At 39.2% G+C, this 26508-nt stretch carries 28 protein-coding genes; 24 read left to right on the top strand and 4 right to left on the bottom strand.

What is annotated here, in order from left to right; all coding sequences use genetic code 11:
* Positions 1-5: 5 nt before the first annotated feature.
* The 22 genes from LMC10_RS10060 to pyrE all read left to right on the top strand — a co-directional run bounded on the left by LMC10_RS10060 (position 6) and on the right by pyrE (position 20518).
* Entirely contained in the window at positions 6-974 is a 969-nt protein-coding gene (locus tag LMC10_RS10060; protein ID WP_122480858.1) for a ParB/RepB/Spo0J family partition protein, read from the top strand.
* Between the two features lie 12 nt (positions 975-986).
* Positions 987-1757 (top strand): ParA family protein, encoded by a 771-nt coding sequence (locus LMC10_RS10055; RefSeq protein ID WP_004562448.1) that lies wholly within the window; start codon positions 987-989, stop codon positions 1755-1757.
* Positions 1744-2628 (top strand): ParB/RepB/Spo0J family partition protein, encoded by an 885-nt coding sequence (locus LMC10_RS10050; protein ID WP_229269735.1) that lies wholly within the window; start codon positions 1744-1746, stop codon positions 2626-2628. The genes LMC10_RS10055 and LMC10_RS10050 overlap by 14 nt, the downstream gene beginning before the upstream one ends.
* A gap of 13 nt (positions 2629-2641) precedes the next feature.
* Entirely contained in the window at positions 2642-2839 is a 198-nt protein-coding gene (locus tag LMC10_RS10045; RefSeq protein WP_003665382.1) for a DUF951 domain-containing protein, read from the top strand.
* Between the two features lie 83 nt (positions 2840-2922).
* Complete coding sequence (gene ychF, locus LMC10_RS10040; RefSeq protein WP_003670336.1) at positions 2923-4020, top strand: redox-regulated ATPase YchF; 1098 nt, start codon at positions 2923-2925, stop codon at positions 4018-4020.
* 32 nt (positions 4021-4052) lie between these two features.
* The gene (locus LMC10_RS10035; RefSeq protein WP_229269734.1) at positions 4053-4823 is read left to right on the top strand and encodes a DUF1129 domain-containing protein; all 771 of its coding nucleotides are present in this window, start codon (positions 4053-4055) and stop codon (positions 4821-4823) included.
* 165 nt (positions 4824-4988) lie between these two features.
* On the top strand, positions 4989-5663 hold the full coding sequence (deoC, locus tag LMC10_RS10030) for a deoxyribose-phosphate aldolase (protein ID WP_003665386.1): 675 nt from the start codon (positions 4989-4991) through the stop codon (positions 5661-5663).
* Positions 5664-5715: 52 nt separating this feature from the next.
* Entirely contained in the window at positions 5716-6909 is a 1194-nt protein-coding gene (locus LMC10_RS10025) for a phosphopentomutase (RefSeq protein WP_003669679.1), read from the top strand.
* A gap of 28 nt (positions 6910-6937) precedes the next feature.
* The gene (locus tag LMC10_RS10020; protein ID WP_229269733.1) at positions 6938-8236 is read left to right on the top strand and encodes a pyrimidine-nucleoside phosphorylase; all 1299 of its coding nucleotides are present in this window, start codon (positions 6938-6940) and stop codon (positions 8234-8236) included.
* 20 nt (positions 8237-8256) lie between these two features.
* Positions 8257-8967: a purine-nucleoside phosphorylase gene (gene deoD / locus LMC10_RS10015; protein ID WP_003665392.1), complete on the top strand. Its 711-nt coding sequence runs from the start codon at positions 8257-8259 to the stop codon at positions 8965-8967.
* Positions 8968-9077: 110 nt separating this feature from the next.
* The gene (locus tag LMC10_RS10010) at positions 9078-10016 is read left to right on the top strand and encodes a DNA-binding transcriptional repressor DeoR (protein ID WP_229269732.1); all 939 of its coding nucleotides are present in this window, start codon (positions 9078-9080) and stop codon (positions 10014-10016) included.
* A gap of 78 nt (positions 10017-10094) precedes the next feature.
* Positions 10095-11237: an IMP dehydrogenase gene (guaB, locus tag LMC10_RS10005; RefSeq protein WP_229269731.1), complete on the top strand. Its 1143-nt coding sequence runs from the start codon at positions 10095-10097 to the stop codon at positions 11235-11237.
* A gap of 180 nt (positions 11238-11417) precedes the next feature.
* Positions 11418-12107, top strand: a complete 690-nt coding sequence (croR, locus tag LMC10_RS10000) for a response regulator transcription factor CroR (RefSeq protein ID WP_003665397.1) — start codon at positions 11418-11420, stop codon at positions 12105-12107.
* A gap of 31 nt (positions 12108-12138) precedes the next feature.
* Positions 12139-13284, top strand: a complete 1146-nt coding sequence (locus tag LMC10_RS09995; RefSeq protein ID WP_122480852.1) for a sensor histidine kinase — start codon at positions 12139-12141, stop codon at positions 13282-13284.
* Between the two features lie 135 nt (positions 13285-13419).
* On the top strand, positions 13420-14328 hold the full coding sequence (locus tag LMC10_RS09990; RefSeq protein ID WP_229269730.1) for an AzlC family ABC transporter permease: 909 nt from the start codon (positions 13420-13422) through the stop codon (positions 14326-14328).
* Positions 14329-14330: 2 nt separating this feature from the next.
* Entirely contained in the window at positions 14331-14675 is a 345-nt protein-coding gene (locus tag LMC10_RS09985; RefSeq protein ID WP_122480850.1) for an AzlD domain-containing protein, read from the top strand.
* Between the two features lie 86 nt (positions 14676-14761).
* The gene (locus LMC10_RS09980; protein WP_229269729.1) at positions 14762-15646 is read left to right on the top strand and encodes a LysR family transcriptional regulator; all 885 of its coding nucleotides are present in this window, start codon (positions 14762-14764) and stop codon (positions 15644-15646) included.
* A gap of 344 nt (positions 15647-15990) precedes the next feature.
* Positions 15991-16920, top strand: a complete 930-nt coding sequence (locus tag LMC10_RS09975; protein ID WP_003669696.1) for an aspartate carbamoyltransferase catalytic subunit — start codon at positions 15991-15993, stop codon at positions 16918-16920.
* Positions 16921-16933: 13 nt separating this feature from the next.
* A complete protein-coding gene (locus LMC10_RS09970) occupies positions 16934-18226 on the top strand; it encodes a dihydroorotase (RefSeq protein ID WP_229269728.1) in 1293 nt (430 codons plus the stop codon).
* A complete protein-coding gene (locus LMC10_RS09965) occupies positions 18226-19152 on the top strand; it encodes a dihydroorotate dehydrogenase (protein ID WP_229269727.1) in 927 nt (308 codons plus the stop codon). Before LMC10_RS09970 ends, LMC10_RS09965 begins: the two co-directional genes overlap by 1 nt.
* Positions 19134-19880 (top strand): orotidine-5'-phosphate decarboxylase, encoded by a 747-nt coding sequence (gene pyrF / locus LMC10_RS09960; RefSeq protein ID WP_229269726.1) that lies wholly within the window; start codon positions 19134-19136, stop codon positions 19878-19880. The genes LMC10_RS09965 and pyrF overlap by 19 nt, the downstream gene beginning before the upstream one ends.
* Positions 19877-20518, top strand: coding sequence for an orotate phosphoribosyltransferase (gene pyrE / locus LMC10_RS09955; RefSeq protein ID WP_229269725.1), 642 nt, complete (start codon positions 19877-19879; stop codon positions 20516-20518). The genes pyrF and pyrE overlap by 4 nt, the downstream gene beginning before the upstream one ends.
* Positions 20519-20565: 47 nt before the next feature.
* Here pyrE and LMC10_RS09950 read toward each other — a convergent pair whose 3' ends face one another.
* On the bottom strand, positions 20566-20955 hold the full coding sequence (locus LMC10_RS09950) for a winged helix-turn-helix transcriptional regulator (protein ID WP_229269724.1): 390 nt from the start codon (positions 20953-20955) through the stop codon (positions 20566-20568).
* A 146-nt stretch (positions 20956-21101) separates the two neighbouring features.
* On the opposite strand from LMC10_RS09950, the gene LMC10_RS09945 reads away from it, so the two are divergent.
* Positions 21102-22298 carry an oxidoreductase gene (locus LMC10_RS09945; protein ID WP_229269723.1) on the top strand — a complete coding sequence of 399 codons (1197 nt, stop codon included), beginning with the start codon at positions 21102-21104 and terminating at the stop codon, positions 22296-22298.
* 115 nt (positions 22299-22413) lie between these two features.
* Here the strand turns inward: LMC10_RS09945 and LMC10_RS09940 are convergent, their stop codons facing one another.
* The 3 genes from LMC10_RS09940 to LMC10_RS09930 form a co-directional block, all read right to left on the bottom strand.
* Positions 22414-23073 carry an HAD hydrolase-like protein gene (locus tag LMC10_RS09940; RefSeq protein ID WP_324294053.1) on the bottom strand — a complete coding sequence of 220 codons (660 nt, stop codon included), beginning with the start codon at positions 23071-23073 and terminating at the stop codon, positions 22414-22416.
* A gap of 53 nt (positions 23074-23126) precedes the next feature.
* Entirely contained in the window at positions 23127-23789 is a 663-nt protein-coding gene (ribB, locus tag LMC10_RS09935) for a 3,4-dihydroxy-2-butanone-4-phosphate synthase (RefSeq protein WP_229269721.1), read from the bottom strand.
* 257 nt (positions 23790-24046) lie between these two features.
* Positions 24047-25222: an SAM-dependent methyltransferase gene (locus LMC10_RS09930; RefSeq protein WP_003675910.1), complete on the bottom strand. Its 1176-nt coding sequence runs from the start codon at positions 25220-25222 to the stop codon at positions 24047-24049.
* A gap of 170 nt (positions 25223-25392) precedes the next feature.
* Here LMC10_RS09930 and LMC10_RS09925 point away from each other — a divergent pair, with 170 nt between their 5' ends.
* Positions 25393-26427 carry an AI-2E family transporter gene (locus LMC10_RS09925; RefSeq protein WP_229269720.1) on the top strand — a complete coding sequence of 345 codons (1035 nt, stop codon included), beginning with the start codon at positions 25393-25395 and terminating at the stop codon, positions 26425-26427.
* Positions 26428-26508 lie beyond the last annotated feature (81 nt).

Genomic DNA, 26508 nt, shown 5'->3' with positions numbered 1-26508 from the left:
AAAATATGGCTTTTTCATTATTTGGTATTGGAAAAAATAATTCCGATAATACAAAAAATAAGGTCGTAGAAGTAAAAATTGATCAAATTATTCCTAATCGTTACCAGCCACGGAAGGTATTTGATCAAGACGGTATCCGTGAATTAGCACAAACAATTGACGAACACGGGTTGTTACAACCAATCGTTTTACGTGAATACGAACCAGCAAAATATGAAATTATTGCTGGGGAACGCCGATACCGGGCGATGAAGCTCTTGAAGTGGGAAAAAGCGCCAGCGATAATTGAAAAGATGAGTGATCAAGAGACGGCTTCGCTTGCCCTCATTGAAAATCTGCAACGGTCGCAATTGAGTTCAGTCGAAGAAGCGCAGGCCTACCGACAATTAATGGATCTGAACCATCTTACCCAATCACAATTAGCAAAGGGAATGGGGAAGAGTCAGTCCTTTGTTGCTAATAAATTACGGTTGCTGCGTCTGATCACCCCAGTTCAAACAGCTATTTTAGATCACCGGATTACGGAACGTCATGGTCGAGCATTATTAGATTTAGATGAAAAGCAACAACGTGATATGTTAATGCGGATTGTTAATGAACGGTTAACAGTTCGACAGACGGAAGATGAAGTTGCTCGCTTATTAGGGCGTCCGTTACCTTCAGAAATTGCAGAATTAAAAGCAGCTGCTAAACGGAAAGAATTAGCTTCTATTGAGGATCATACTGAAGAAACAGTAGACGTTGAAGAAGTACCAGTAGAAAAGCCAACGGAAAAGAAGCGCGCCCCTAAACGAAAGACAGCTAAGAAGGCTCGAAGCAAAAAAACTCAGCAGGTTAATGATGCACGGTTAGCTTTAAATACGATTAAAAAATCAATTAAGCTGGCGACAAATGAAGGTTTTGAGATTAAATTACATGAGGAAGAAAACGGCGATACTTATCAATTAACAATTGAGATTCCGAAGAAACAGTAGGGAGGCCAAAAAATGGGTTCTGTAATTGCCCTTGCAAATCAAAAAGGCGGTGTTGGTAAGACAACAACGAGTGTTAATTTGGGCGCATGTTTAGCTGAGACTGGTCAGCGCGTCTTATTAATTGATCTTGATCCTCAAGGGAATGCAACTAGTGGTTTAGGCGTTGAAAAACAGAATATTAAGCAAAGTATTTATGACGTTTTAATTAATGAAGTGCCATTAGAGGATGTCATTCAAAAGACAAGTCATGTAGGAGTTGATATTGCTCCCACAACAATCGCTTTATCCGGTGCCGAAGTAGAATTAACTAATTTAATGGCCCGGGAAACACGGCTTAAAGATTCGTTTGGTGAAATTCGTCAAAAATATGATTTTATTTTAATCGATTGCCCACCATCCCTGGGGCTCCTGACGATTAATGCATTTACTGCTTGTGACTCAATTCTGATTCCTGTCCAAAGTGAATATTATGCTTTGGAAGGATTAAGCCAGCTTTTAAATACCATCAAGCTTGTTCGTAAACATTTCAATCCGCAACTTAAGATTGAAGGGGTCCTTTTGACAATGTTTGATCGGCGCACAAATCTTGGACAACAGGTAAATTCTGAGGTCAAAAAGTTTTTTGGTGACCAGGTTTATGATACGATTATTCCTCGTAATGTTCGTTTATCGGAGGCACCAAGTCACGGCTTAGCAATTATTGATTATGATAAAAATTCAACGGGGGCGCACGTCTACCAACAATTAGCAAAGGAAGTGTTGGCTAACCATGGCAAAGAATAAAAAAGGTGGGCTTGGCCGAGGTATTGAAGCCCTTTTTGCAGAAAATGAAGTAACTGAACTTGCGGATGAAACGGTTCAAGATATCAAGTTATCGTTAATTCATCCTAATCCCTATCAACCACGGCGAACGTTTGATAAAGAGGCGTTGGCAGAGTTAGCTTCATCGATTGAAAAATCAGGAGTGTTTCAACCGATTATTCTGCGGCAAACGAATCCAAAAATTAACCGTTATGAGCTAATTGCTGGGGAGCGACGGTTTAGAGCTTCTAAGATCGCCAAACAAAAGACTATCCCAGCAATTGTGCGTAAGATGAGTGATGACCAGATGATGGAAATCGCGGTTCTCGAAAATCTTCAACGTGAAGACCTTACACCACTTGAAGAAGCTCAAGCCTACCAGATGTTAATGGATAAATTATCATTAACACAGGCACAGGTGGCAAGCAGACTAGGGAAAAGTCGACCTTATATTGCTAATTACTTGCGATTACTAGGGTTACCAAAAGTGATCAAAGAGTTTCTTAATACTGGCAAACTATCGATGGGTCAAGCACGGACAATCCTTGGCTTAAAAGATAAGACAAAACTTGTTCCGCTTGCCCAACGAGCTGTCGAACAAAATCTTACAGTGCGACAATTAGAAGAGATTGTAACGCAGACTAATGGAACGGCCAAAAAGAAAGAAGAACGGCGGACGCAACGAAAACCAATCTATATTCGAGAAGCTGAATCACAGTTGCAGAGTAAATTTGGTACAAAAGTTGCTGTCGCGCAAAGTCGGAAAAAAGGCGCAGGAAAGATCGAAATACCTTATACGTCAAATGAAGACTTTACTCGAATTCTTGAATTATTAAATATAACCTTAGATTAAGGAGGAATAACTCATGGCAGCATATGATAAAGGTGACATTGTAATGATGAAAAAGGCTCACCCGTGTGGAACTAACCGCTGGAAGATTACACGAGTGGGTGCAGATATTAAAATTGAATGCCAAGGCTGTGGTCATATTGTCATGATGACCCGTCAAAAATTTGATAAGGGATTAAAAAAGGTTATCGAAAAAGCGGATCAAGATGATTAATATTTTTAATGATTGATGATCACAAATAACTAATTGTAGATTAAAATAATAAATGATTAATTGAAAAGGAAAGTGAACAATTTATGTCATTAACTGCAGGAATCGTTGGCTTGCCAAACGTTGGTAAATCAACACTTTTTAACGCAATTACTAAAGCTGGTGCCGAAATGGCTAACTACCCATTTGCAACAATCGATCCCAATGTGGGGATGGTTGAAGTTCCAGATAGTCGACTTGACCGGATCCAGGAATTAATTCCAGCGAAGAAGATCGTCCCAACTACCTTTGAATTTACCGATATTGCCGGAATTGTTAAGGGTGCTAGTAAAGGTGAAGGGCTTGGGAACAAGTTCTTGGAAAATATTCGTCAAACTGATGCAATTGTTCATGTTGTGCGGGCATTTGATGATAATGATATTACTAGTGTTTCTGGTAAAGTGGACCCAATTGAAGATATCGATACTATCAACTTGGAATTAGTAATGGCTGACTTAGATGCTGTTAATAAGCGCTTGGCAAAAGTACAGCGGGCTGCTAAGGGTCGTGATAAGGATGCTTTAGCAGAATTAGAAGTGCTCAATAAGATTAAGCCAGTTCTTGAAGATGGCAAGGGTGTTCGCTCAATTGACTTTAGTGATGATGAACAAAAGATTGTCAAAGGTCTTTTCTTGTTAACAAGTAAACCAGTCTTATACGTTGCTAACATTGCCGAAGAAGATATGGCAGATCCAGATAGCAACAAATACATGGATGCAATTAAAGAACACGTGAAAGATGACGGAGAAGTTATCGGTGTTGCAGCAGCTGCTGAAGAACAAATTGCCGAAATGGATGAAGCAGATAAGGCTGATTTCCTTGAAATGGAAGGCGTTACTGAACCAGGGTTGAACCGGTTGATTCGGGCAGCTTACAAGCTCTTAGGGCTGGAAACCTTCTTTACTGCTGGTGGCCCTGAAACGCGGGCTTGGACTTACAAGAAGGGCACAAAGGCTCCACAAGCAGCGGGAATTATTCACTCTGATTTTGAACGTGGGTTTATCCGAGCCGAAGTAATGAGCTTTGAAGATCTTGATGAATTAGGTTCTGAATCAGCGGTAAAGGAAGCTGGAAAGCTCCGTCTTGAAGGAAAAGATTATGTAATGCAAGATGGGGATATTGTTGAATTCCGGTTCAATGTTTAAACCTCTGAGGATAAGAGAGGAGTAGTTTTATAGTGAGTGAAGAACAACCACGGAATGCACAAGCCGGCCAACGTCAAAAACAATTAGAAAAGGAACGGCGGCAAGCAAACGGGAATGCTTTTAGCAACTATGATCTAACGCGAAAAAATGAAGATTTTATGTATCAATTAAATAAACAGTTGGATCGTCTCGGTGTTCCTTCCGATAAGAAAGGCCCAATGCTAAAGGAAACCATTGATAAATTGCTAGCAGGACAAAAGAAGGGGCAAACTGCGCGGGCATTATTTGGTACGCCAACCGAATATGCTAAAGAATTGAAGAATCCTAAGCCAACTCCTGCTGAAACAAGTAAGCAATCAATTAAGTTATTGGCAATTGATAATATGCTGATTTTCTTAAGTATCTTTACGTTTATGTTTGGTTTAATGTTCTGGTTATCACCAGCTGCAATGCAAACAAAGAATGCTGGAAGCAGTGGTATTACCGCAATCTTAATCGTAGCTATCACTGGAGGGTTGATTTTTGGTTATGTGGCTACCCAGGTTCAACCGCAAATTGATAAGAATGGTAAACGGGTAAGCAAGAAGCCATTATGGCAACGGATTCTTTTAATCGTTGCCGGGTTAGCAGCTTGGTTAATTATTTACATGCTTGTAAGTATGTTGCCAAATGTAATTAATCCACGGCTTAATCCATGGGTCTACATTGGCATCGGAGTTATTACTTTCATTGGGGATATGTACTTCCGGTCTAAATTCCATGTTACAGGTTCCCTTTATGGTAATCGTGCGCCGCGGCGTTAAAATAAATGAGGGTGAGAAAACGGTAAAAATTTTTCTCACTCTTTTCTTTTTCTCTCTTTTTGAAATAAATTTCTATAAATCTATGGACAAATGTTCAATAGATTGTTAAGATATATACGTAAACTTATGAAAACGCATTCAAAACTGAGAGGAGATCATATTATTATGAAGTTAACGCAAGCGCAATTAGCAAAATACATGGATCACACAATGCTTAAACCAGAAGCTACCCCTGAAATGATTGATAAGACCGTTGAAGAAGCTCGTAAATACAATACAGCTTCAGTTTGTATCAATCCTTACTGGGTTAAGCGAGTTCATGAAGGATTAGAAGGTACTGACATTAACACTTGTACAGTTATCGGTTTCCCTCTCGGTGCAACTTCAACAGAGAGCAAAGTTTTTGAAACTAAGCAAGCAATTGAAGATGGCGCCGATGAAATTGATATGGTTATTAATATCGGTGAATTAAAAGCGGGAAATGATGATGCAGTTGTTGCTGATATCAAAGCGGTTGCTGATGCTACTCACGAAAAGGGTAAACTTCTTAAAGTTATTATTGAAAATGCTCTTCTTACTGACGAAGAAAAAGCACGTGCAAGTAAGCTTACTGTAAAAGGTGATGCTGACTTTGTTAAGACTTCAACTGGTTTTTCAACTTCAGGAGCTAAGGTAGACGACGTTAAGATTATGCGTGAAGCAGTTGGACCAGACTTTAAGATTAAGGCAGCTGGTGGAATTCACAGCCTTCAAGAAGCTTACGATATGATTGAAGCTGGTGCTAACCGTTTAGGTGTTTCCGCTTCTGTTCAAATCTTAGAAGAAGCCGCAAAACAATAAGAATAAAGTTTAATTACTAATCTTAATTTACAGAAATAGGAGGAGTCAGAAAATGTCATATAAACGTGTTTTTGTTATTGTAATGGACTCAGTTGGTACAGGTGCTGCTCATGACGCCGCAAAGTTTGATGATGTTGGATCAGATACGCTTGGCCACGTTGGTGAGTATTACAAAGGTGCCTTGAAGCTACCAAACCTTGGTAAATTAGGGATTAGTAATTTGCGTGATACTCCGATTGAGGGGGTTCCAGTTGCTGATCCAGCTATTGGTGATTACGGTAAGATGGAAGAAATTTCTGCCGGAAAAGATAGCATGGACGGTCACTGGGAAATGATGGGCTTGCCAGTAATGAAGCCATTATCAACGTTCCCAAATGGTTTTCCACAAGAAATCGTTGATAAGCTTGAAAAATTCTCAGGACGAAAAGTTATTGTTAACAAGCCATACTCAGGAACAGAAGTAATTCATGACTATGGTGAACGTCAAATGGAGACCGGAGAATTAATTCTCTACACGTCTGGTGATTCAGTAATGCAGATTGCTGCTCATGAAGATGTTATTCCTGTTGAGGAACTCTACAAGATTTGTGAATATGCCCGGACACTTGTTAATGGTCCAGAATATACTGTTGGTCGGATTATTGCTCGTCCATATGTTGGCCCAGATAAAGACCACTTTACCCGGACCGCTAATCGACATGACTTTAGTTTGAAGCCAATTGGTGAGACTGATATGGATCGTCTTCGTGCAGCAGGGTACGATGTAATTGGTGTTGGTAAGATTAATGATATCTTCTCTGGTGAAGGGATCGATAAAGGATACCATAACGAAAGCAACATGGACGGAATGGATCATGTTGATGAAGTAATGAAGCAAGACTTTACTGGTTTCTGTTTCACAAACTTGGTCGATTTTGACGCAATGTATGGTCACCGTCGTAATCCAAAGGGCTTTGGTCAAGCATTAATGGACTTTGATAAGCGTTTAGGCAATGTTCTTGATGAAATGAAGCCAGATGATCTTTTGATGATAACTGCTGATCACGGTAATGACCCTGGCTTTAAGGGAACTGATCATACACGTGAAAATGTTCCATTGTTGGTTTACTCTCCTTCAATGAACAAGCCAAATCAATCCCTTGGGGTGCGGAAGACATTCTCAGACCTTGGTGCAACTATCTTAGAGAACTTTAACGTTGAACCAGTAAAAGGTACCAGCTTCTACAAGGAAATTAGTAACGATTAAGATTAATTAAGGAAAGGGGCGAAACACGATGCGAATGGTTGATATCATTGACACCAAGAGAAATGGCGGAGTTCTGAATGATGAGCAATTACAATTCTTTGTTGATGGCGTCGTTAATGGAACGATTCCTGACTATCAAATCAGTGCTCTCCTTATGGCAATCTACTTCCAGGATATGACCAAAGAAGAACAGACGAGCCTAACAATGAAGATGATGGAGTCTGGTGAACGATTAGATTTGAGCCGAATCCCTGGAATTAAGGTTGATAAACATTCAACGGGTGGTGTTGGTGATAAAGTGAGTCTGCCACTTGCAGCAATGGTCGCCGCTACAGGAATTCCGGTTCCAATGATTTCAGGTCGTGGCCTTGGTCATACAGGAGGCACGCTTGACAAGTTAGAAGCGATTCCGGGATTTCGGGTAGAACTTTCCGAAGATGAGTTCATTAATCAAGTTGCCAAAGAAAAATTAGCAATTGTAGGTGCGACTGGTGAGGTTGCGCCAGCAGATAAGAAGATTTATGGATTACGGGATGTTACTGACACTGTTGACTCAATTCCGTTAATTGCTAGTTCAATTATGAGTAAGAAGATTGCTTCTGGAACAGATGCGCTTGTAATTGATGTTAAAACTGGTACTGGTGCCTTTATGAAGACCCTTGATCAATCAAGACTACTAGCTAAAGCCTTGGTTGAGATTGGTAAACAAGCAGGCCTAAAGTGCATGGCAGTAATTTCAGATATGAATCAACCGCTTGGAAATAAAATTGGTAATGCCCTTGAAATTGAAGAATCAATTGATGTCTTAAAAGGAAAGGGACCCAAAGATCTTACTGAATTAGTCTTAACACTTGGTAGTTATATGGTTGTAATGGGTGAAAAAGCACAAAATACTACTGAAGCACGAAAGATGTTAGAACAAACTATTCAGGATGGATCTGCTCTGGAACGGTTTGCGGCAATGATAGAAGCACAAGGTGGAGATCCTACTGTTGTTGATAATTACCAATTAATGCCGCAAGCTAAATACAAGATTCCCTTCAAAGCTGATCGGAATGGCGTATTGACAAAACTTTCAGCAGATGAAGTTGGAACTGCTAGCATGTTATTAGGTGGAGGTCGTCAAAAGGCAGATGACACCCTTGACTATAGTGTAGGAATTGAATTACACCATAAACTGGGTGATTATGTTAAAGATGGCGAACCGATTTTAACAATCTATAGTAACCGCCAAGAAATTCCAGACGTAGAACAGTTATTAAGAGAAAGTATTAAAATTAGCGATGATGGTAAAGTACCAACGTTAATTCATGAAATTATTGAATAAAGAGACAGGAGGATATTTCAATGAGTACACATATTAATGCAAAAATGGGTGACTACGCAGACACTGTATTACTTCCAGGGGATCCGCTACGTGCAAAATATATTGCAGAAAACTTCCTGGAAAATGTTAAACAAGTAAATTCAGTCCGGAATGCCTTTGGTTATACTGGTGAATATAAGGGTCACCGTATTTCAGTACAAGGATCTGGGATGGGAATTCCTTCGATGTCAATTTATATTAATGAATTGGTACGCGAATTTGGTGTTAAAACAATTATCCGGGTTGGTTCTTGTGGCGGAATTGCTCCAGATGTTCATGTTCGCGATGTTCTTCTTGCCCAAGGTTCTTCAACCGATTCAGCAGTGACGGTAAATACATTTGGACCAGGATTCCATTACGCACCATTAGCTGATTTCAAGTTGTTAGATACTGCCTATCATGTAGCTGGTAAATTAGGTATTGAAACAAAAGTTGGAGATATCTTTGCTGCCGATCGTTTCTACAATGATGAACTTGATATGGAAAAGCTTCGTGACTATGGAATTTTAGGAACAGAAATGGAATCGGCTGGACTTTACTTATTAGCTGCCAAGCTTCATTTCCGGGCACTTTCAGTTTTGACTGTTAGTGACTTAATCTTTGGCGACGAAAAAGCAACTGCTGAAGAACGTGAACGAACATTTAATGATATGATTAATATTTCGCTTGAAACGGCGATTGCTGGAAAGTAGCTTCTTGCATAGGTTAGAGAGTGCATTTTATAATAAAATGTGGTTTAGATAATGAAAGAGACTGAGGTAATGCCCAGTCTCTTTTAATATGGAGAAAGGAGGGAAATTAGATGGATGATAAAAATAAGATTGAATTAGCACTAAAAGTAGCAACCTTGTATTATCGTGATGGATGGAACCAAAGTGATATTGCAACTGAACTGAATATTTCCCGGGCAACAGTATCACGATTATTACAATTTGGTCGGGATCGAGGATTAGTAACCATTAAAATTCATAATCCAGTTGCTCCGCTTCACCAGTTGGAAGTGGACTTGCTTGCTAAATATCCATCTTTGCATAAAATTATTATTGTTCCAGGCACGGATGATCCACTTGAAGAAGTTGGCGCAGCGGGTGCTAAATATATCGAACAAGTCGTAGAAGATAAAGACATTATTGGGTTAGGCTGGGGAAAAACCGTCTATCAAGTAGGATTGCATTTGAAACCTAAAGACGTTACTGATATTACTGTTGTTCAAATGAAAGGCAGTATGGCAAATACTAATACGCGAAATTATGCGTTTGAAACGGTTAATATCTTTGCGAATGCTTTTAATACCGTTCCACAGTATTTGCCGTTACCAGTTATCTTTGATCACGCAAAGACACGTGAATTAGTCGCTAACGATACCCATATCAAACATATTATGAAGTTAGGGGAGCAATCTAATATTGCTGTTTTCACAGTGGGGACAGTACGTGACTCAGCGTTGTTATTTAAATTAGGTTACTTCACTAAGCAGGAGCAATTAACGTTACAACATGAGGCGGTAGGGGATATTTTCTCTCGTTTCATTGATAGCAAGGGTCAGATAGTAAATGAAGATATTAATCAACGAACAATTGGGATTGCGCTCCCAGAGCTGCGAAAGAAAAAACACAGTATTTTAGTGGCAGCCAATGTTGCTAAGGTACCAGCAGTGCATGGTGTTTTAACTGCTGGTTATGCCAATACATTGGTTATTGATCAGGAGAGTGCGAATAGCCTAGTTAATTTTTTAAATTAATTTAAATATTTAGATTGACCTCAGTGCGAAATCCTAGTAGAGTATACCTAATTAAAAATCAAAGGAGTTGCACTACAGATGTCAAATTGGGACACGAAATTTGCCAAGAAGGGCTTAACCTTCGATGATGTATTACTTATTCCAGCCGAAAGTCATGTATTACCAAATGAAGTTGACTTGAGTACACAGTTAGCTGATAATTTGAAGCTTCATATTCCGTTGATTAGTGCCGGAATGGATACTGTTACTGAAGGACCAATGGCGATTGCAATGGCCTTACAAGGTGGCTTAGGGGTTGTTCACAAAAACATGTCAATCCAAGCCCAAGCAGGAGAAGTAGCTAATGTAAAGAGCGTAGTCGTACCTGCAGGCGCAACTAAGGCTGCTGTTGATGATAGTAATCGATTATTAGTTGCCGCAGCAGTTGGGGTTACTAGTGATACTTTTGAACGTGCTGAGGCCCTTTTGAAGGCAGGCGCAGATGCAATCGTTATCGATACAGCCCATGGACATTCAGCAGGTGTTCTTCGTAAGATCGCGGAGATTCGCGAACACTTCCCAGACGCAACCTTAATTGCTGGTAATGTTGCTACTGGTGAAGCTACTCGCGCCTTGTTTGATGCTGGTGTTGACGTTGTAAAAGTTGGTATCGGTCCTGGTTCAATTTGTACTACTCGGGTGGTCGCTGGAGTTGGTGTTCCACAAATTACTGCTATTTATGACGCTGCTAGTGTTGCTCGTGAATATAACAAGCCAATTATCGCCGATGGAGGTATTAAGTACTCTGGTGACGTTGTAAAAGCTCTTGCTGCTGGTGGTAATGCAGTAATGCTTGGTAGTATGCTTTCTGGTACGACCGAAGCACCTGGCGAAGTTTTTGAAGACAATGGCAAGAAGTACAAGGCTTATCGTGGAATGGGTTCGGTTGGCGCAATGGCTCAAGCACATGGTTCCTCCGATCGTTACTTCCAAGGTGGGGTAAATGAAGCCAACAAGCTTGTTCCAGAAGGTATTGAAGCTCGGGTAGAATACAAGGGCGATGTTTCTGATATTATTTTCCAAATTGATGGTGGTCTTCGCTCAGGAATGGGTTATGTTGGTGCTGGTGATATTCCAACACTAATTGAAAAAGCTCAATTTGTCCAAATTACCAATGCAGGACTTATCGAGTCACACCCTCATGATGTCCAAATTACTCGTAGTGCACCTAACTATAAATAATTAATTCAATAAGAAACTGCTATGGCTTTATTCGTGAAGAGATAGTCACAGCAGTTTTTATTTCCCGAGAAATAATGGAGGGTAAACTTTTTGTTAAGGCTATCTTAGAATGATCGCTTTTTTCGCATAGTTAGTTATAATATTTAATAGGATATTATGCTGTAAAAAGGAGTACCTCTTATGAAAATTCTAGTTGTTGATGATGATAAAGAAATTGTTCAATTACTTGAAATTTACATCCGAAATGAAGGATATGAGCCAATTTCTGCTTATGACGGAAAAGAAGCATTAACAAAGCTAAATACTAATCCTGATATCGGTCTGATTATTCTTGACTTAATGATGCCAGAAATCGATGGAATGGATGTAATTAAGCGGGTGCGGAAAGATTCTGATATTCCAATTTTAGTGCTTTCAGCTAAGACGGCAGATATGGACAAGATCCAAGGCCTAATCACTGGGGCGGACGATTATGTTACTAAACCATTTAATCCGCTCGAAGTAATGGCACGAGTTAAGTCATTACTTCGTCGGAGCCAAGGAGAAGTGACGAATGATCAACCGGATATTCTTAATGTTGGGCCATTATTAATCAATAAAGATTCCCACGAGGTTAAGACGATTAAAGGGGATGTAATTCAGTTAACAGCTCTTGAATTTGGTATCTTATACTTACTTGCCAGTCACCCTAACCGTGTTTTCTCAGCAGATGATATTTTTGAGCGGGTATGGCAACAAGAAAGTGTCGTATCAGCCAAAACAGTCATGGTTCACGTGAGTCATTTGCGGGATAAAATTGAAGAAGCAACTAACGGTGAAAAGGTTATTCAAACTGTTTGGGGTGTTGGTTATAAGGTGGAAGACCACTAAAGCCTAGCCTTAATGATGTGGAGGAAAAATTGTGAAGTTAACGGGGCGTGAAAAGAGTTCGCTTATTTTAGAAGGGGTAGTAACGGTTATTCTATTGTTATTGCTGAATATGGCGATTATCGTAATTATTCAAGATGCCATTCAGTCAAATCCGGGAGTAACCAATGGAATCTTTATGATTAAGCAATCATTGAAGATTGGCCCGCTTCAAGCACAAATATGGAGCTATCAGCGGATCTTAATTGCCTTTTTAGTAATTATTGATGTGTGGGTGGTATGGTGGCGATTGCGTCGCCGGTACCACCTTTATCAAATGGATCATATTATCGCGGAATTACACTATATTGCGCAGGGACATTTGGATCATCGGATTCCATTTCGGCTAAAAGGAAATCAACAGCATGTTATTACTAGTGTAAATGCATTAGTTGATAGTGCGGTGCGTTCAATGGATGATGAACGCAAGATTGAAAAGTCAAAAGATGAGCTGATTACTAATGTGAGCCATGATTTACGGACGCCATTGACTAGTATTATTGGCTACTTGGGATTGATTGAAGATAAGCAGTATCGTAGTGAGGAAGACATTCTAAAATACACCCATACTGCTTATGAGAAGGCTAAACAAATGAAGACCTTGGTCGACGATTTGTTTGAATATACAAAAGTTCAGCAACATGGGGCACCAGTAAATATTATGAAAATCGATCTTAACCAGTTAATTGAACAGTTAACGGCAAGTTTTGAATTAGAAGCCCAGCACCGCGGAATTGAAATTACTTCCTCAGTTATTCCTAATCCTTTAATGATTGAGGCGGATCCGGAGAAGCTTGGTCGAGTTTTTAATAATTTAGTTTCAAATGCCTTTAAATATGGCAATGGTGCAAGTTATATTCGGATCGATGCCCGGCAAGAAAAAGATATGGTGGTCGTCAAAGTTGCTAATGATGGTACACCAATTCCTGAAAAAGCACTTGACCACCTATTTGAGCGTTTCTACCGCGCGGAAGCTTCCCGTTCACGAGCTACTGGTGGAACGGGATTAGGTTTAGCGATTGTCAAAAGCATTGTTGATCTTCATCATGGGAGTGTCAAAGTTACTTCAAATGAAGACGAAACAGCATTTATTGTCACATTACCTTTAAAACAAGAGATTAAAGAAAACAACCAAAAATGAGAAAAAAGTCTAAAATCATTTGATTTTAGACTTTTTTCTTTTTCAATTATATTCAACTAATTTTATATGTGGTAGACTAAAAGAGCATTGTGTCACTTGATATTATAAAAGATACAAATTATTGGAGGAAATTCTGTGGCTAAAGCACAAATAAATCCAGAAAGGACACGCTGGCTTGAGGTGCTTGGTGTCTCAATGCCATTGTGTCTTAGTTATATTCCGATTGGATTGGCCTGTGGAATCTTACTACACGCAGCAGGTTTAAACTTTATAATGATTTTATTGGTGTCGGTATTAGTGTTCTCTGGTGGGGCACAATTTATTCTGGCATCGTTATTAGCAAGTAACGCTCCATTAGGGACTATCTTTATCTCACTTTTCTTCTTGGAGTTACGATATGCATTGTTAGGATCGAGTTTATCTAAATATATTAAGGATAAATCAGCACGTTTCATCTTTATCTTTTCTGCATCAATGAACGATGAAAACTATGCTGTTAACTATATGAAATTTGCAACTGATAAGAAATGGAACCCCGATGATGCGTTGTTAGTGGAGTATTATTCACTTGCAGCATGGTCGATTTCAAACATGGTTGGTGGTTTGATTGGTGGTGCAATTTCGATTGACCTTGAAGTGGTTGATTTTGCATTAACTGCCTTATTCTTATATATGATCGTAATGCAAGTTCAAAATCACTTGACCCTAGTTATTGGACTTTTGGCAGCTGTTCTTGGTGTATATTTCCAGGCATTGACTAAAGGTACACTGGGGATTATTATTGCGACCTTAATTGCTTCCTTTGTTGGATTCTTGATTGAAAATACAGTTCGTCACCATAGTAAGCATCCAAACTCGAACTGGTTCTTGACAAAAATGTTTAGGCCGAAGATCACAAAGACTACGATCGAGGATAAACAAGCGCAACAAAAAGAAGTTAAGGAAGTTGAAAAACTGGAAACTAAGATTGAAGATGTTGTTGAACACCATGATGAGAAACATGAAGAGAAAAAACATGATGATCAACATCCTGATGAGGGCTAGACATGGAACAACTATTAAGTAATAAAATCGTTTACCATATTATAGTGATTATCTTGGCAGCTTTAGCGGCATTTATTCCCCGTTATCTACCAGTATTATTCTTCTCAACGCGAAAAATCCCAGAATGGTTTAATGAATGGATGAAATATGTCCCAGTTAGTTTATTTGCGACCCTGGTTGTAAAAGGGATCTTCTTAACTAGCTCTTATCATTTTACTTTATTTGGTTATCCAGAACGAATTATTGCTGCAGTGATCGTGATTGTGATTGCATACTTTACACGGTCAATGTCGATTTCAGTAATTGCTGGATTAGTTGCTGTTTGGCTTCTGAGTTTAGCGTTATAAGAGTAGTTTTGTTATAATTAAATTAAGCTTTAAACAGTGGATTGGTTTCTAACTTGCGAAGGAGCCAATCCCTTTTATTTTAGGAAGTGAGTACGTTGGATTTTAAGCAAACAATTGCATTTGTTAATCTTGCTAACACTTTAGATTATCAATATGCAGCAAAAAAATCAGGGATAACGGTTGATGAATTGGTTCGCACAATTAAGGCACTTGAAGAAGAGCTTAACATCAAGCTTATTAGACCTGAAGGCGGCGTAGTTGAATTAACTGAAATCGGAGCAAAACTTTTACCGTTGATCACTGAAATTGCTCAAAAACATGCTAAATTATTATCGGTGGTTACGGATTATCGAAAAAAGGAAGCAGAAGAAGCGATCAAAGTTGCTGTCGTCCCAGGCTTTGCTAATTATCAAGCAGCTCCGGTTGTTAAAAAATTAGCTCAGCAGCATAAAATGAATATTGTTGAAGATATTGATCCAATGGCACAGCTACAACAAGGGGAAAGTGAGCTGGCATTTATTAGTTATGCTGGTAAACTTCCTGATGATTTTGAGGTGCTTTCAGTGGGAACTGATGATTTAGTAGCTTATATTCCAGCGCGGAATCCACTTTCTAAACAAAAGGAATTAACGCTTACGGATCTAAAAGCAGAAAAGTTCTTAACATTAAATCATCAAAATCCGTTTGCAGTCTTTGTTCAACAGGTTTGTGCTGCTGCGGGATTTGAACCATATTCCGTTTTTGAAGGAGAAAAGGGAAGAACATTAGTAAATATGGTTGCCTTGGGAATGGGGATAACCTTGTTGATGGAACAATCAATAAGTGAGAACTTAGATAGCAAAGTGGTTAAAGTGCCAATTGTTCCCCAAGTTACCCAAAAGCTTGCTTTTGTTCGGCGCAAAAATAATGTCGAACAGACGCCAAGGCAGGAAAAGCTATGGCAAGCTCTAAAAGAATCTTTTGAAAAATAGAAAAAAGGTTTGACAATTTCGTAAACTACGCTTATTATCATAAATAACAAAAATACCTTTAACTTAGTCCCGTGAGGCTAGGAAGGATTTAATTGAGCGTTTAAGTACACCTTCTTAGCTATTGCTGAGGAGGTTTTTCTTTTAAGCAGTAGCACCAAGAATACGCCAGTAAAATCAATAGGTATTTTGAAACGACCGACCATTTAATTGTTTCCAGAGAGAGCAGAACGGTATGTTGTTTTTAGCCTACTTATATCCTAAAAGCAAACAGTGATGACTCTCGAAATTTAAATGGAAAGTTATCACTGTTTTGTTGTAATTAGACTGCAAAAGGAGCGCTATTGATGATTAGTACAGAAAGAATTCAACCAAATTTAGTAACAGTTGCCGACATGGATGCAGCAGATGCAATTGATTTAATTCATGAAGCTCAAGCATATAAAGCTGGAAAGCAAGCGGTTCTCACTGCACCTGCATACGCGGTTAACCTCTTCTTTGAAAACTCAACCCGAACAAAGACTAGTTTCCAAATGGCACAAATGAAGTTGGGGATGAATGTACTAGAATTCGAAGCGGGCACGAGTTCAGTGAAAAAAGGGGAAAGTCTTTATGACACTGTTAAGACAATGGAATCAATCGGTGTAAATGTTGCGGTAATCCGTCATCCTGAAAATGAATATTACAACCAATTGATTAATCATTCAGACCTTAAGATTGGAATTGTAAATGGTGGTGATGGTAGCGGCCAACACCCATCCCAATGTTTACTTGATATGATGACAATTAATGAAGAATTTGGCGATTTCAAGGGCTTAAAAGTACTAATTATTGGTGATCTTAGTCACTCCCGAGTAGCGCACTCAAATGCAATGATGCTTAATCGCCTAGGAGCAGAGGTTTACTTTGCTGGTCCGGAAAAATGGTATGATCCTACACTGGAACAATATGGAACTTTTGGTGACTTTGACGAATTGCTTCCTCAAATGGATGTAGTTAATTTACTACGAGTTCAAAATGAACGGTTAACGACTGCTGACGGTCAGGCTTTTGATGCTAATCAATATCACCAAGCTTATGGTTTAACTTTAGAGCGGGCCGCAAAGATGAAGCAGGGTGCAATCATTATGCATCCGGCACCTGTTAACCGGGGTGTTGAAATCGATAGTTCCCTTGTAGAAGCGCCTAATTCCCGCATTTTCCAACAAATGACAAACGGCGTATATACCCGGATGGCAATTCTTAGTCGAGTTCTTCGTTACCAAGGATTGATGTAAAAAGGTGATTACGATGAGTAAGGCAGTTTTACTAACGAATGGTCGGCGAATTTATAATGATGAATTGGTTAAGAGTGAAGTTTTGGTTGTGGATGGCAAGATTAAGGCAATTGGCGAGCATATCCAGGTACCAAGTGATGCAGAAAAAATCGACCTGGATAATGGCTTGATTACCCCAGGACTAATTGATATTCATGTCCATCTTCGCGAACCAGGCTATACCAATAAAGAAACGATTGCTACAGGAAGCAAAGCCGCTGCCCATGGTGGCTTTACGACAATTGCTGCAATGGCCAACCTTAATCCGACATGTGATACAGAAGAAAAATTTAAAGAACAGGTTGATCGGAACGAGAAAGCTGGACTGGTAAAAATCCTCCAATATTCACCAGTTACAGTTGGTCGGGCTGGGAAACAAGCGGTTAATATTGCTGAGCAGTATGCTGCAGGTGCCCGCCTTTTTAGCGATGATGGTGCGGGAATTCAAGATGCTGGAGTTGTATACCAAGCAATGCAACAACTAGCTAAAGTTAACGCTCCGTTATGTGATCATGCGCAAGATAATCAACTTGCACAAAATGGGGTAATTAATGCTGGGGCCACTATTGCTAAAAAACTAACACTACCAGGAATGCCAGCGATTAGTGAAACAGCGCAAATTGCTCGGAATTTGGTGATTGCGCAGGCAACTGGGGTTCATTATCATGTTTGCCATGTTTCAACTAAAGAAAGTATTGACCTGATTCGTCATGCCAAACAACAAGGAATTAACGTTACATGTGAAGTAACTCCTCATCATTTACTTTTAGCTGATGCTGATATTAAAGAGGATGATGCTGAATTTAAGATGAATCCACCTCTTCGGCAGCGTCTTGACCAACAGGCTTGTTTAATTGGGCTGTTAGATGGCACGATTGATTGTATTGCTACCGACCATGCGCCACATACCGATGCGGAGAAACAACAAGGATTTCTTAAATCACCAAATGGTATTGTTGGCTCAGAAACAGCTTTTGCCTTACTCTATACCCACTTTGTTAAAACGGGCATCTTTACGCTTGCCCAATTGATTGACTGGATGGCCGTTAAGCCGCAAGCGATTTTTAACCTTGATAACGCTGGATTATTAAAGGTAGGGGATCCGGCAGATGTTGCTGTATTTGATATCGATCATCAAGATGCAATTCAACCAGACCAGTTTTTCTCTAAGGGTCACAACACTCCATTTGTTGGTGAACAAGTATACGGAATGACTAAGCGAACTTATGTCGATGGAAAACTCGTATATCTGGAGGGCGAAGGATAATGCAAGAAACACAACGATTAGCAGTTGAATTGCCGGGATTATCACTAAAAAATCCGATTATTGCAGCAAGCGGGACTTGTGGATATGGGCAAGAAGCAGCTAAAAAGTATAACCTTAATCATTTAGGCTCCCTTGTGTTAAAATCTACTACCCTCCATCCCCGCCAAGGTAATCCACGTCCGCGAGTTTGTGAAACCAGTGCCGGTTGGCTTAATGCTAATGGTCTCCAGAATGTGGGCATTACCGCAGCAACTAATGAAAAAATTCCGTGGTTACGAAAAAATTATCCGCAACTACCGATTATTGCAAGTGCTGCTGGTTTTTCTGAAGACGAATACGTTAAAGTTGTTAGTGATTTTGCTAATACGGCTGGGGTGAAAGCAATTGAATTAAACGTATCATGTCCGAATGTAAAACACGGCGGGATGGCAATGGGAACTGATCCAGAAGTACTTCAACGATTAGTAAAACAAGTAGTTAAAGCTGCCCTAGGAATTCCCATCTATGTAAAGCTAACCCCAAATGTAACTAATATTGTTCCCCTCGCGCAAGCAGCTGAGCAAGGGGGCGCGAATGGCCTGACGATGATTAATACGTTAACGGGATTAAGCATCGACTTAAAAACTCGACGCCCGGCTTTAGCTAATGTAACGGGCGGTTTATCAGGTCCCGCAATTAAACCTTTAGCATTAAGAATGATTCACCAGGTCCGCCAGGTTTCTTCTTTACCGATCATCGGTGTGGGTGGAATTGAATCAGCTGAAGATGTTCTTGAATTTATGATGGCGGGTGCTAATGCTGTTCAAATCGGGGCAGCTAGTTTTCATGATCCATTGGCTTGCCCGAAAATTGCAGCTGATTTACCAATCGTAATGGATAGATACGGGATTAAGAAACTTACGGATTTATGGGAGGTAAGATTTTGAAACGCTTCGTACCGATGGTGGCGATCGATGTTGCAACTAAGCAGGAAGCAATTGACCTATTTGATAAATTAATGGTAAAACCGCAGCCGATCGTAAAAATTGGAATGGAACTATATTATGGCCTGGGACAAGTAATTGTTAAAGAGGCAAAAAAGCGGGGATTTAAGGTATTCCTTGATTTAAAATTATACGATATTCCGAATACTGTTCATCGCGCAATGGCAGCTATTGGTCGATTGGGAATTGATTTTACGACAATTCACGCAGCTGGAGGCAGTGAGATGTTGATTGCCGGATTAGCCGGTCTGGAAGAAGGAGCTAAGGAAGCAGGCGTTGAACCAGCAAAGTTATTAGCAATTACCCAACTTACTTCGATTGATGAAAAAATTCTCCATGAACAACAGCATGTTGATTTGTCGTTGATTGAGTCAGTCCAAAGTTACGCGCGCTTAGCAGAAAAAGTAGGATTGGCCGGCGTGGTTTGCTCAGCCCATGAAATCAAGGCGATTCGTGAAGTGACTGGGGATGATTTCCTATGTGTGACGCCAGGAATCCGCCCAACTCATGCAATAAAAGATGATCAAAAACGAGTAGTTACACCAGCAGAAGCAAGAATAGATGGGAGCAATGCGATCGTAGTGGGACGGCCAATCACCCAGAGCTTTGACCCAGTTGCTGCTTATCAAGAAGTCCAAAAAGCATTCTTAAATGAGGAGGAAGAAAAATGACATATTCACAACGCGTTGCAAAAGCATTATTAGATATTCATGCTGTTACCCTTAGCCCAGACCAACCATTTACCTGGGCAAGTGGTCTTAAATCCCCGATCTATACCGATAATCGATTGACGATTTCTTATCCAGAAGTTCGGCAAGCAATTTTTAATGGGATGGTTGAACAAATTAAACTTCATTTTAGTGAGGCTGATGTTATTGCCGGGACAGCAACTGCTGGAATTCCTCATGCGGCATGGGTTGCTCAGAATATGGAATTACCGCTGATTTATGTTCGGACTAAGCCAAAAGATCATGGTCAAGGCAAGCAAATTGAAGGGGTTCTTAAAGAAGGACAAAAAGTCGTCGTGATTGATGACCTTATTTCAACTGGAGGTAGTGTACTAAACGCTGTGCGGGCGGTTAACAATGCAGGCGGAAAAGTAATTGGCGTTGTTTCTGTCTTTACTTATGATTTGCCAGCTGCTGAACAAAACTTTATGGCAAATGGACTAAAATACTATTCAGTAACGGATTATATGACTTTGATTAAGGTCGCCAAGGAAAATGACCAAATTAGTGCGGACCACCTCAAGTCTCTTCAAGAATGGCGGAAAGATCCGTTAAGCTGGAGTAAAGAGCAAGCATCATAATAATTAATTGAAAAGAAAAATGAGTGAGATTGGAAATTTTTCCATGCTCACTCATTTTCGTTTTCCTTCATTATCAGATCACTCGTATTTTTAATGACGATATTACTACCCTTGGCATTAAACTCTTTGGCCTTCTCCTCACCCCAGACAGATAAGTCGACGAGAATATGTCGAAGGGAATAGCCACTCTCAGTTAAAGAATAAACAACTTTAGGAGGGACAGTTCCGTAATTAGTTCGCTTAACAATTCCATCTTCTTCTAGCTCACGTAATTGCTGGGTAAGGACCTTCTGCGATATTCCAGAAAGATGCCGCATCAATTCTCCATTACGCCGTTTATGTGCACCAAGGTAGCAGATGATGGATGGTTTCCACTTCCCGCTAATGATTTTAAGAGTTAAGTTAATTCCCATGGGATAAATTACTTCTTCAGTCATTAATCTATTCCTCCGATTGATAGTTACTTAAAGGTAATTATCGAACTTTTAAGTGCGTACTTACTTTTTGTTAATCAAATTTCTATACTAAATAATAAGTTAACATATCTAACTACGATTGTGAATTATTTAATAAGAGGGTAGAAATGATGAAAAGAGATTTAACGGATAAAGTAACATTACGTCATGGGGCGGTACTAAATGATCGAATGGTAATGGCGCCGATGGTAACTTTGAGTGGCACCGCCAATGGAGAAGTAACACAAGAACAAATTGATTATTACGGGCGGCGGTCACAAGTGGCAGGAATGATTGTTGTTGAAGCAACCTATATCCATCCTAATGGTCATACCTTTAAAGGACACTTAGGGATGTCTAATGATCATTATATTTCAGGAATGACAAAACTTGCTGCAGCTATTAAAGCTAATGGTGCTAAAGCAATCTTACAATTACATCATGGTGGGCGTGAAGCTGCTACTTATTATGATCATGGTGGTATTCCATTAGCTCCTAGCGACCTTGATTATCAACACAGTCTTCATTCTTCAATTGATTATCCAGTCCAAGAGATGACTACTGAACAAATTCATGATGTAGTTAAAGAATATGGTGCTGCCACAAAGCGAGCAATTGAAGCAGGATTCGATGGCGTTGAAATTCATGGAGCAAATCATTACCTATTGCAACAATTCTTCTCAAAGCTAACTAATCACCGGACTGATGAATATGGCGGAGACTTAACTAATCGGATGCGCCTTGATCTTGAGATTGTCGATGAAGTGGTGAGAGTTGTTCATGAATTTGGACCTAAAGATTTTATTATTGGCATTCGAATTAGTCCTAATGAAATTCATGGTGATCGAGTTGGCTTTGATTACCAGGAAAATCAAGAGTTGATCAAGCAGCTTAACGCTAAAGATATTGACTATGTTCATATTTCAGGGATGACTGCTAATAGTCTTAGTTTTCGTAATAATCCTGCTGGACAAGATAAAACATATACGCAACTTTATAAGGAAGTTCTCGCGCCTGAAATTAAGCTAATTACGTGCGGAAGCGTCTTTTCTGTTGATGATGCGCAAGAAGCCGCTAAACAAGCTGATTTAGTAGGGATTGCGCGTGAGGCGTTGATAGAACCTGACTATGCTAAAAAAATTCATGCTGGCCAAGCGGATAAGATTGTGACAGCAGTTGATCCTGCTACCTTTGATTCCTTAAAATTGCCAACAACCTTAAAAGAAATTTTTAAGTCAAATATTGATAAAGATACGAACGGCAAGGAAAAACACGGGTACTTTCCCGGTACTCCGCTACCAAATGGTGAATCAGTAAAAGAATAATAGATAAAAAAAGTGCGTGGTTGTGATGACTCAGAGTTAGTCTCATGTATTCACAGAAATAGGGAGAGAGGCTGAGAAAAAACTTTTGTTTTTTCTCAGCCTCTCTCTTTTCTCTTTATTGTTTATCTTCCCAAATCTTTTGGAGCATTGGGTAGCGCAAGTCACCAACTTGTACTACTTGATAATCTGCATTTGCTAATGTTGTAGCATCACCAACGCCAATTGCAATTGCATTTATATGGTGAATATTTTCAATATCATGAGCTGTCGTTCCAACTCCAATGCAATTAGCTCCGATAAGATTTAATTGATTAACAGCAGTTAGATATGGGTTTTCTTTATCATTAGTCTTAACGATACTATCGACATAAGTATCAAGGCCAATTTGTTTAAGGACATTTTGTACATCCCCATTAGCATCTAACACGGCAATTTTAACGTAATGATCATAGAGATTTAGTAAAAGACGCTTAATCCCTGGAAGTTGATCCTTTTCACTTAGGCTATCCGCTTCTTCGTTAAGGAATTTTTGCCATTCTGCAATCATTGAAGCCTTTTCGCTTGGGGCAGGATTAGCATTAAAATGTGCTAAGACTAGGGAGAGCCCTTGCGAAGGAGTAAGGTTATCGAATTGGAAAGCTAATTTTCCAGGTAATCCCATCCCAAATTCATACATTGCAAAACGTTGCCATGCAGTAAAGGATAACTTATTTGTATTAACAAAGATATTATTAAACGAAAAAATCGCACCGTCCATGATTAAACATCCCTTCATAGGTAATTATGTCTATATTTTAACGTAATCGAAAATGAAAGGGAATACATTAATTAAGCATTTACTTTAGCGAGGTCAGCGGCATAATCGATTCCCTTTACATCTAAATACTCAATAATTTGATTGATTGTAATAAATGGTACATGAACTCGGTTAGCGAGGACTGACAGACTATCACGACGAGCCATCTTGCCGTCACTCTTTAACACTTCGATAATAACAGCAACTGGTGCCTTTCCTGCTAAATAGGCAAGATCAATAGCTGCTTCGGTGTGACCGATTCGATCTCTTAATCCATGAGGTTGGGCGTAAAGAGGTTGAATGTGGCCGGGATGATTAAAGTCAGATGCTTGGGCAGTTGGCTTGGCAATTTGCCGAATCGTTGCTGCGCGGTCAAAAGCGGAAACACCAGTAGTAACACCGGTAGCTTCTAAGGTACCATCAGTAGTAACCATAAATGGTGTTTGGTGTGGGTCAGTGCTATGTTCTACCATGGGCTTAAACGCTAAATGCTTAGCAATATCTTCACTTACTGGCACACACATCAAACCATTTGCCTCGTTCAACATTTCATAGATAGTATCAGCGTTGACATTTTCACCTAAAGCTACTAAATCACCTTCGTTTTCACGATCTTCATTATCGGCTAAGATGATATAACCACCATTTACTAATTGGTTTAATGCTTCTTCAACAGTTGAAAATTGACTTTGCATAATTTATATACTCCTTTGAAATTCTGAAAGTGATAGAACAGTTACATTCGAATGTGTCATTATAATAACGAACATTTTAATTTAAATCAACCTATTTTTAAACTAAAACACGAATTATATTAAAATGTTTCAAAGTATAAGTTTGTGAAAGAACTGGAGAGAAATAAAGATTTCTCTCCAGTTCTACGCTCTATTTTTAGAGTAACAAAAAAGTCCAGAACGAGATATTTTTCGTCCTGAACTAATCTTAGGTTGTTCTATTTTGTCATGTAATCACGAGTCATTGGTAAGTTTTTACCTGAAGGACCCTTAGTTATCAAGTATTGAATAACATCAATATTTCCAGATTCAAATGATGCAGCACATGCTTGAAGATATAAATCCCACATCCGTGTAAAACGTTCACCCATCATATCAAGGATTTGGGCACGATGTTCATTAAAGTTCATGTCCCAAATTTCGAGGGTGCGTTGATAGTGACGGCGAAGCATTTCGATATCAGCGATTTGCATATGATTTTCTTCAATGTGACCGATCATTTCTTCGAGACCAGGTACGTAACCGCCAGGGAAGATATACTTGTTAATCCACCCATTATATGCACCGCCTTGTTGACGAGTAATACCATGAATCAAGGCAACGCCATCATCAGCAAGGTAACCTTGGATATCCTTAAAGTAAAGACCTAGATTTTCTTTTCCAACGTGTTCAAACATACCAACGGATGTAATGTAATCCCACTTTTGGTCACCAAGTTCACGGTAATCAACAAGTTTAACTTCGGCAACGTCTTGCAAACCTTCTTTTTCAATCCGTTCCTTAACAAAGCGATATTGTTCTTCACTTAAAGTAACCCCGGTAACTTTTAAGCCATATTCTTTTGCAGCAGTTAACATTAATGTTCCCCAACCACATCCAATATCAAGCAATGTTTTGCCAGGTTTTGGATCAAGCTTCTTTAAGATGTGATGAACCTTATCAACTTGTGCTTTTGTAAGATCATCATGGTTGCCATCAGTAAAATAAGCACATGAGTAAGTTAGCGTATCATCAAGCCATAACTTGTAGAAGTCGTTCCCAACATCATAATGACTTTGAACATCATTTTCGCTCTCTTTTTCTGAGTGGCCTTGTTTAGGCAAAAATTTGCGGAACTTAGAACTCCGCATAAAACTATCGGCACTTTCATATGCTGATTCGATCAATTCTTGAATGCTACCCTGGATCTCGATTTTCTTATCCATGTAGGCTTCCCCAAGTGCAATTGAGGCGTTCTTGGTAATATCACGCATTGGAATCTTTTCATTAAAGGTGATAGTTACCTCAGGAGTTCCGTCACCATAGATAACACTTGATCCATCCCAAAATACGATCTTTACGGGAATGTTAAATGAGTGCTTTAGTAGTGACTTATAGAACGTCTTTTCTAACATGAAACGCATCCTTCTTTCTGCAATAATAATATTCATTATAACACCCTTAAAATAAAAGTGTTTCAAGACAATTAATAAAAAACATTTCATAAGAAAGCGATAAACTAATTGCTGAAAAAATGAAAGCTTGCTACTATGCTAATTAGTAGGAAAAATAGGGAGATGATTGAATGACGAATGCCTGGAAGCATTTTATTGAGAATGTAAAACTACGGCGTTTCACTGTCTTATTATTAATCATTGTCGTACTCTGGCTAATGAGATCAATGATGAATTTAATTTTATTTACGTTTATTCTTACTTATCTTGTTGTTAGTTGGGTAAGACTCGTCCAACGCTGGTTACCACGAATGTCAACAAGTTTAATCGTAATTGTTACTTATGTATTGTTAATTGTTCTCTTATACTTAGGAGTGACCCGCTATTTACCAGTTTTATCTCGGCAAGTTGTTAAAATGGTCAATTCAGTAGTTCATTTCTATAGTACTCATCAAGCGACGATGATATATCGTTATGTCAGCCATTACGTAAGTACCGCCACTATTATGAGTCAGGTTCGGCATGGGATAACAATCGCGGTTAGTACTTTGACAAGTATCGGTGCAATTACTGTTTCATTTGTAATGTCTTTAATCTTGAGCTTTTTCTATACGCTTGAATTAAAACAAATGAATGAATTTTCTCATAGCTTTTTAGATAGTGATTTTGGCTGGTTTTTCCAGGATATTGATTATTTTGGTAAAAAATTTGTCAATACTTTTGGGGTAGTATTAGAGGCCCAATTTTTTATTGCTATTTGCAATACGGTGATTACCACGATTGGCCTATTATTTATGCGGATGCCACAGATTTTCGCCCTATCGTTGATTGTATTTATCTTTAGTTTAGTTCCAGTTGCCGGGGTAATTATTTCAACAATTCCATTGGCGATGGTTGGTTACTCTGTTGGCGGGGTTCGCGATGTGGTTTATATTATCATTATGATCATCATTATTCATACTTTGGAGGCCTACGTCTTAAATCCTAAGTTTATGTCTAGCCGAACAGATCTCCCAATTTTTTATACTTTTATTGTATTACTGATTGGTGAACATCTTTTTGGTACATGGGGATTGATTGTGGGGGTACCAATCTTTACCTTCTTACTTGATGTATTAGGCGTAAAGCCCATTCGTGGTGCAAAAAGAATAAAAAAAGAAGTGTGAGTGAGAATTAGCCTTGTGGCGACGCGAAGCTATTTCCGTAATATCTTGCTACTATTCATGGAAACAGTTAAGACTAGGAGA

Source organism: Limosilactobacillus reuteri subsp. simiae, from assembly GCF_020784875.1.
Lineage (GTDB): Bacteria > Bacillota > Bacilli > Lactobacillales > Lactobacillaceae > Limosilactobacillus > Limosilactobacillus reuteri_H.
This window is presented reverse-complemented; position numbering and strand designations above follow the sequence as displayed.

Bases quoted from the DNA above. Each gene is read 5' to 3' on its own strand.
- deoD (WP_003665392.1), top strand. From the start codon at position 8,257: ATGAGTACACATATTAATGCAAAAATGGGTGACTACGCAGACACTGTA.
- deoC (WP_003665386.1), top strand. From the start codon at position 4,989: ATGAAGTTAACGCAAGCGCAATTAGCAAAATACATGGATCACACAATG.
- LMC10_RS10020 (WP_229269733.1), top strand. From the start codon at position 6,938: ATGCGAATGGTTGATATCATTGACACCAAGAGAAATGGCGGAGTTCTG.
- guaB (WP_229269731.1), top strand. From the start codon at position 10,095: ATGTCAAATTGGGACACGAAATTTGCCAAGAAGGGCTTAACCTTCGAT.
- croR (WP_003665397.1), top strand. From the start codon at position 11,418: ATGAAAATTCTAGTTGTTGATGATGATAAAGAAATTGTTCAATTACTT.
- LMC10_RS09930 (WP_003675910.1), bottom strand. From the start codon at position 25,222: ATGTTAGAAAAGACGTTCTATAAGTCACTACTAAAGCACTCATTTAAC.
- ribB (WP_229269721.1), bottom strand. From the start codon at position 23,789: ATGCAAAGTCAATTTTCAACTGTTGAAGAAGCATTAAACCAATTAGTA.
- LMC10_RS09940 (WP_324294053.1), bottom strand. From the start codon at position 23,073: ATGAAGGGATGTTTAATCATGGACGGTGCGATTTTTTCGTTTAATAAT.
- LMC10_RS10045 (WP_003665382.1), top strand. From the start codon at position 2,642: ATGGCAGCATATGATAAAGGTGACATTGTAATGATGAAAAAGGCTCAC.
- LMC10_RS09925 (WP_229269720.1), top strand. From the start codon at position 25,393: ATGACGAATGCCTGGAAGCATTTTATTGAGAATGTAAAACTACGGCGT.
- LMC10_RS10060 (WP_122480858.1), top strand. From the start codon at position 6: ATGGCTTTTTCATTATTTGGTATTGGAAAAAATAATTCCGATAATACA.
- LMC10_RS09985 (WP_122480850.1), top strand. From the start codon at position 14,331: ATGGAACAACTATTAAGTAATAAAATCGTTTACCATATTATAGTGATT.
- pyrF (WP_229269726.1), top strand. From the start codon at position 19,134: ATGGGAGGTAAGATTTTGAAACGCTTCGTACCGATGGTGGCGATCGAT.
- LMC10_RS09965 (WP_229269727.1), top strand. From the start codon at position 18,226: ATGCAAGAAACACAACGATTAGCAGTTGAATTGCCGGGATTATCACTA.
- LMC10_RS09950 (WP_229269724.1), bottom strand. From the start codon at position 20,955: ATGACTGAAGAAGTAATTTATCCCATGGGAATTAACTTAACTCTTAAA.
- LMC10_RS10050 (WP_229269735.1), top strand. From the start codon at position 1,744: ATGGCAAAGAATAAAAAAGGTGGGCTTGGCCGAGGTATTGAAGCCCTT.
- LMC10_RS10055 (WP_004562448.1), top strand. From the start codon at position 987: ATGGGTTCTGTAATTGCCCTTGCAAATCAAAAAGGCGGTGTTGGTAAG.
- LMC10_RS09970 (WP_229269728.1), top strand. From the start codon at position 16,934: ATGAGTAAGGCAGTTTTACTAACGAATGGTCGGCGAATTTATAATGAT.
- LMC10_RS09975 (WP_003669696.1), top strand. From the start codon at position 15,991: ATGATTAGTACAGAAAGAATTCAACCAAATTTAGTAACAGTTGCCGAC.
- LMC10_RS10010 (WP_229269732.1), top strand. From the start codon at position 9,078: ATGGATGATAAAAATAAGATTGAATTAGCACTAAAAGTAGCAACCTTG.
- pyrE (WP_229269725.1), top strand. From the start codon at position 19,877: ATGACATATTCACAACGCGTTGCAAAAGCATTATTAGATATTCATGCT.
- LMC10_RS10025 (WP_003669679.1), top strand. From the start codon at position 5,716: ATGTCATATAAACGTGTTTTTGTTATTGTAATGGACTCAGTTGGTACA.
- ychF (WP_003670336.1), top strand. From the start codon at position 2,923: ATGTCATTAACTGCAGGAATCGTTGGCTTGCCAAACGTTGGTAAATCA.
- LMC10_RS09945 (WP_229269723.1), top strand. From the start codon at position 21,102: ATGATGAAAAGAGATTTAACGGATAAAGTAACATTACGTCATGGGGCG.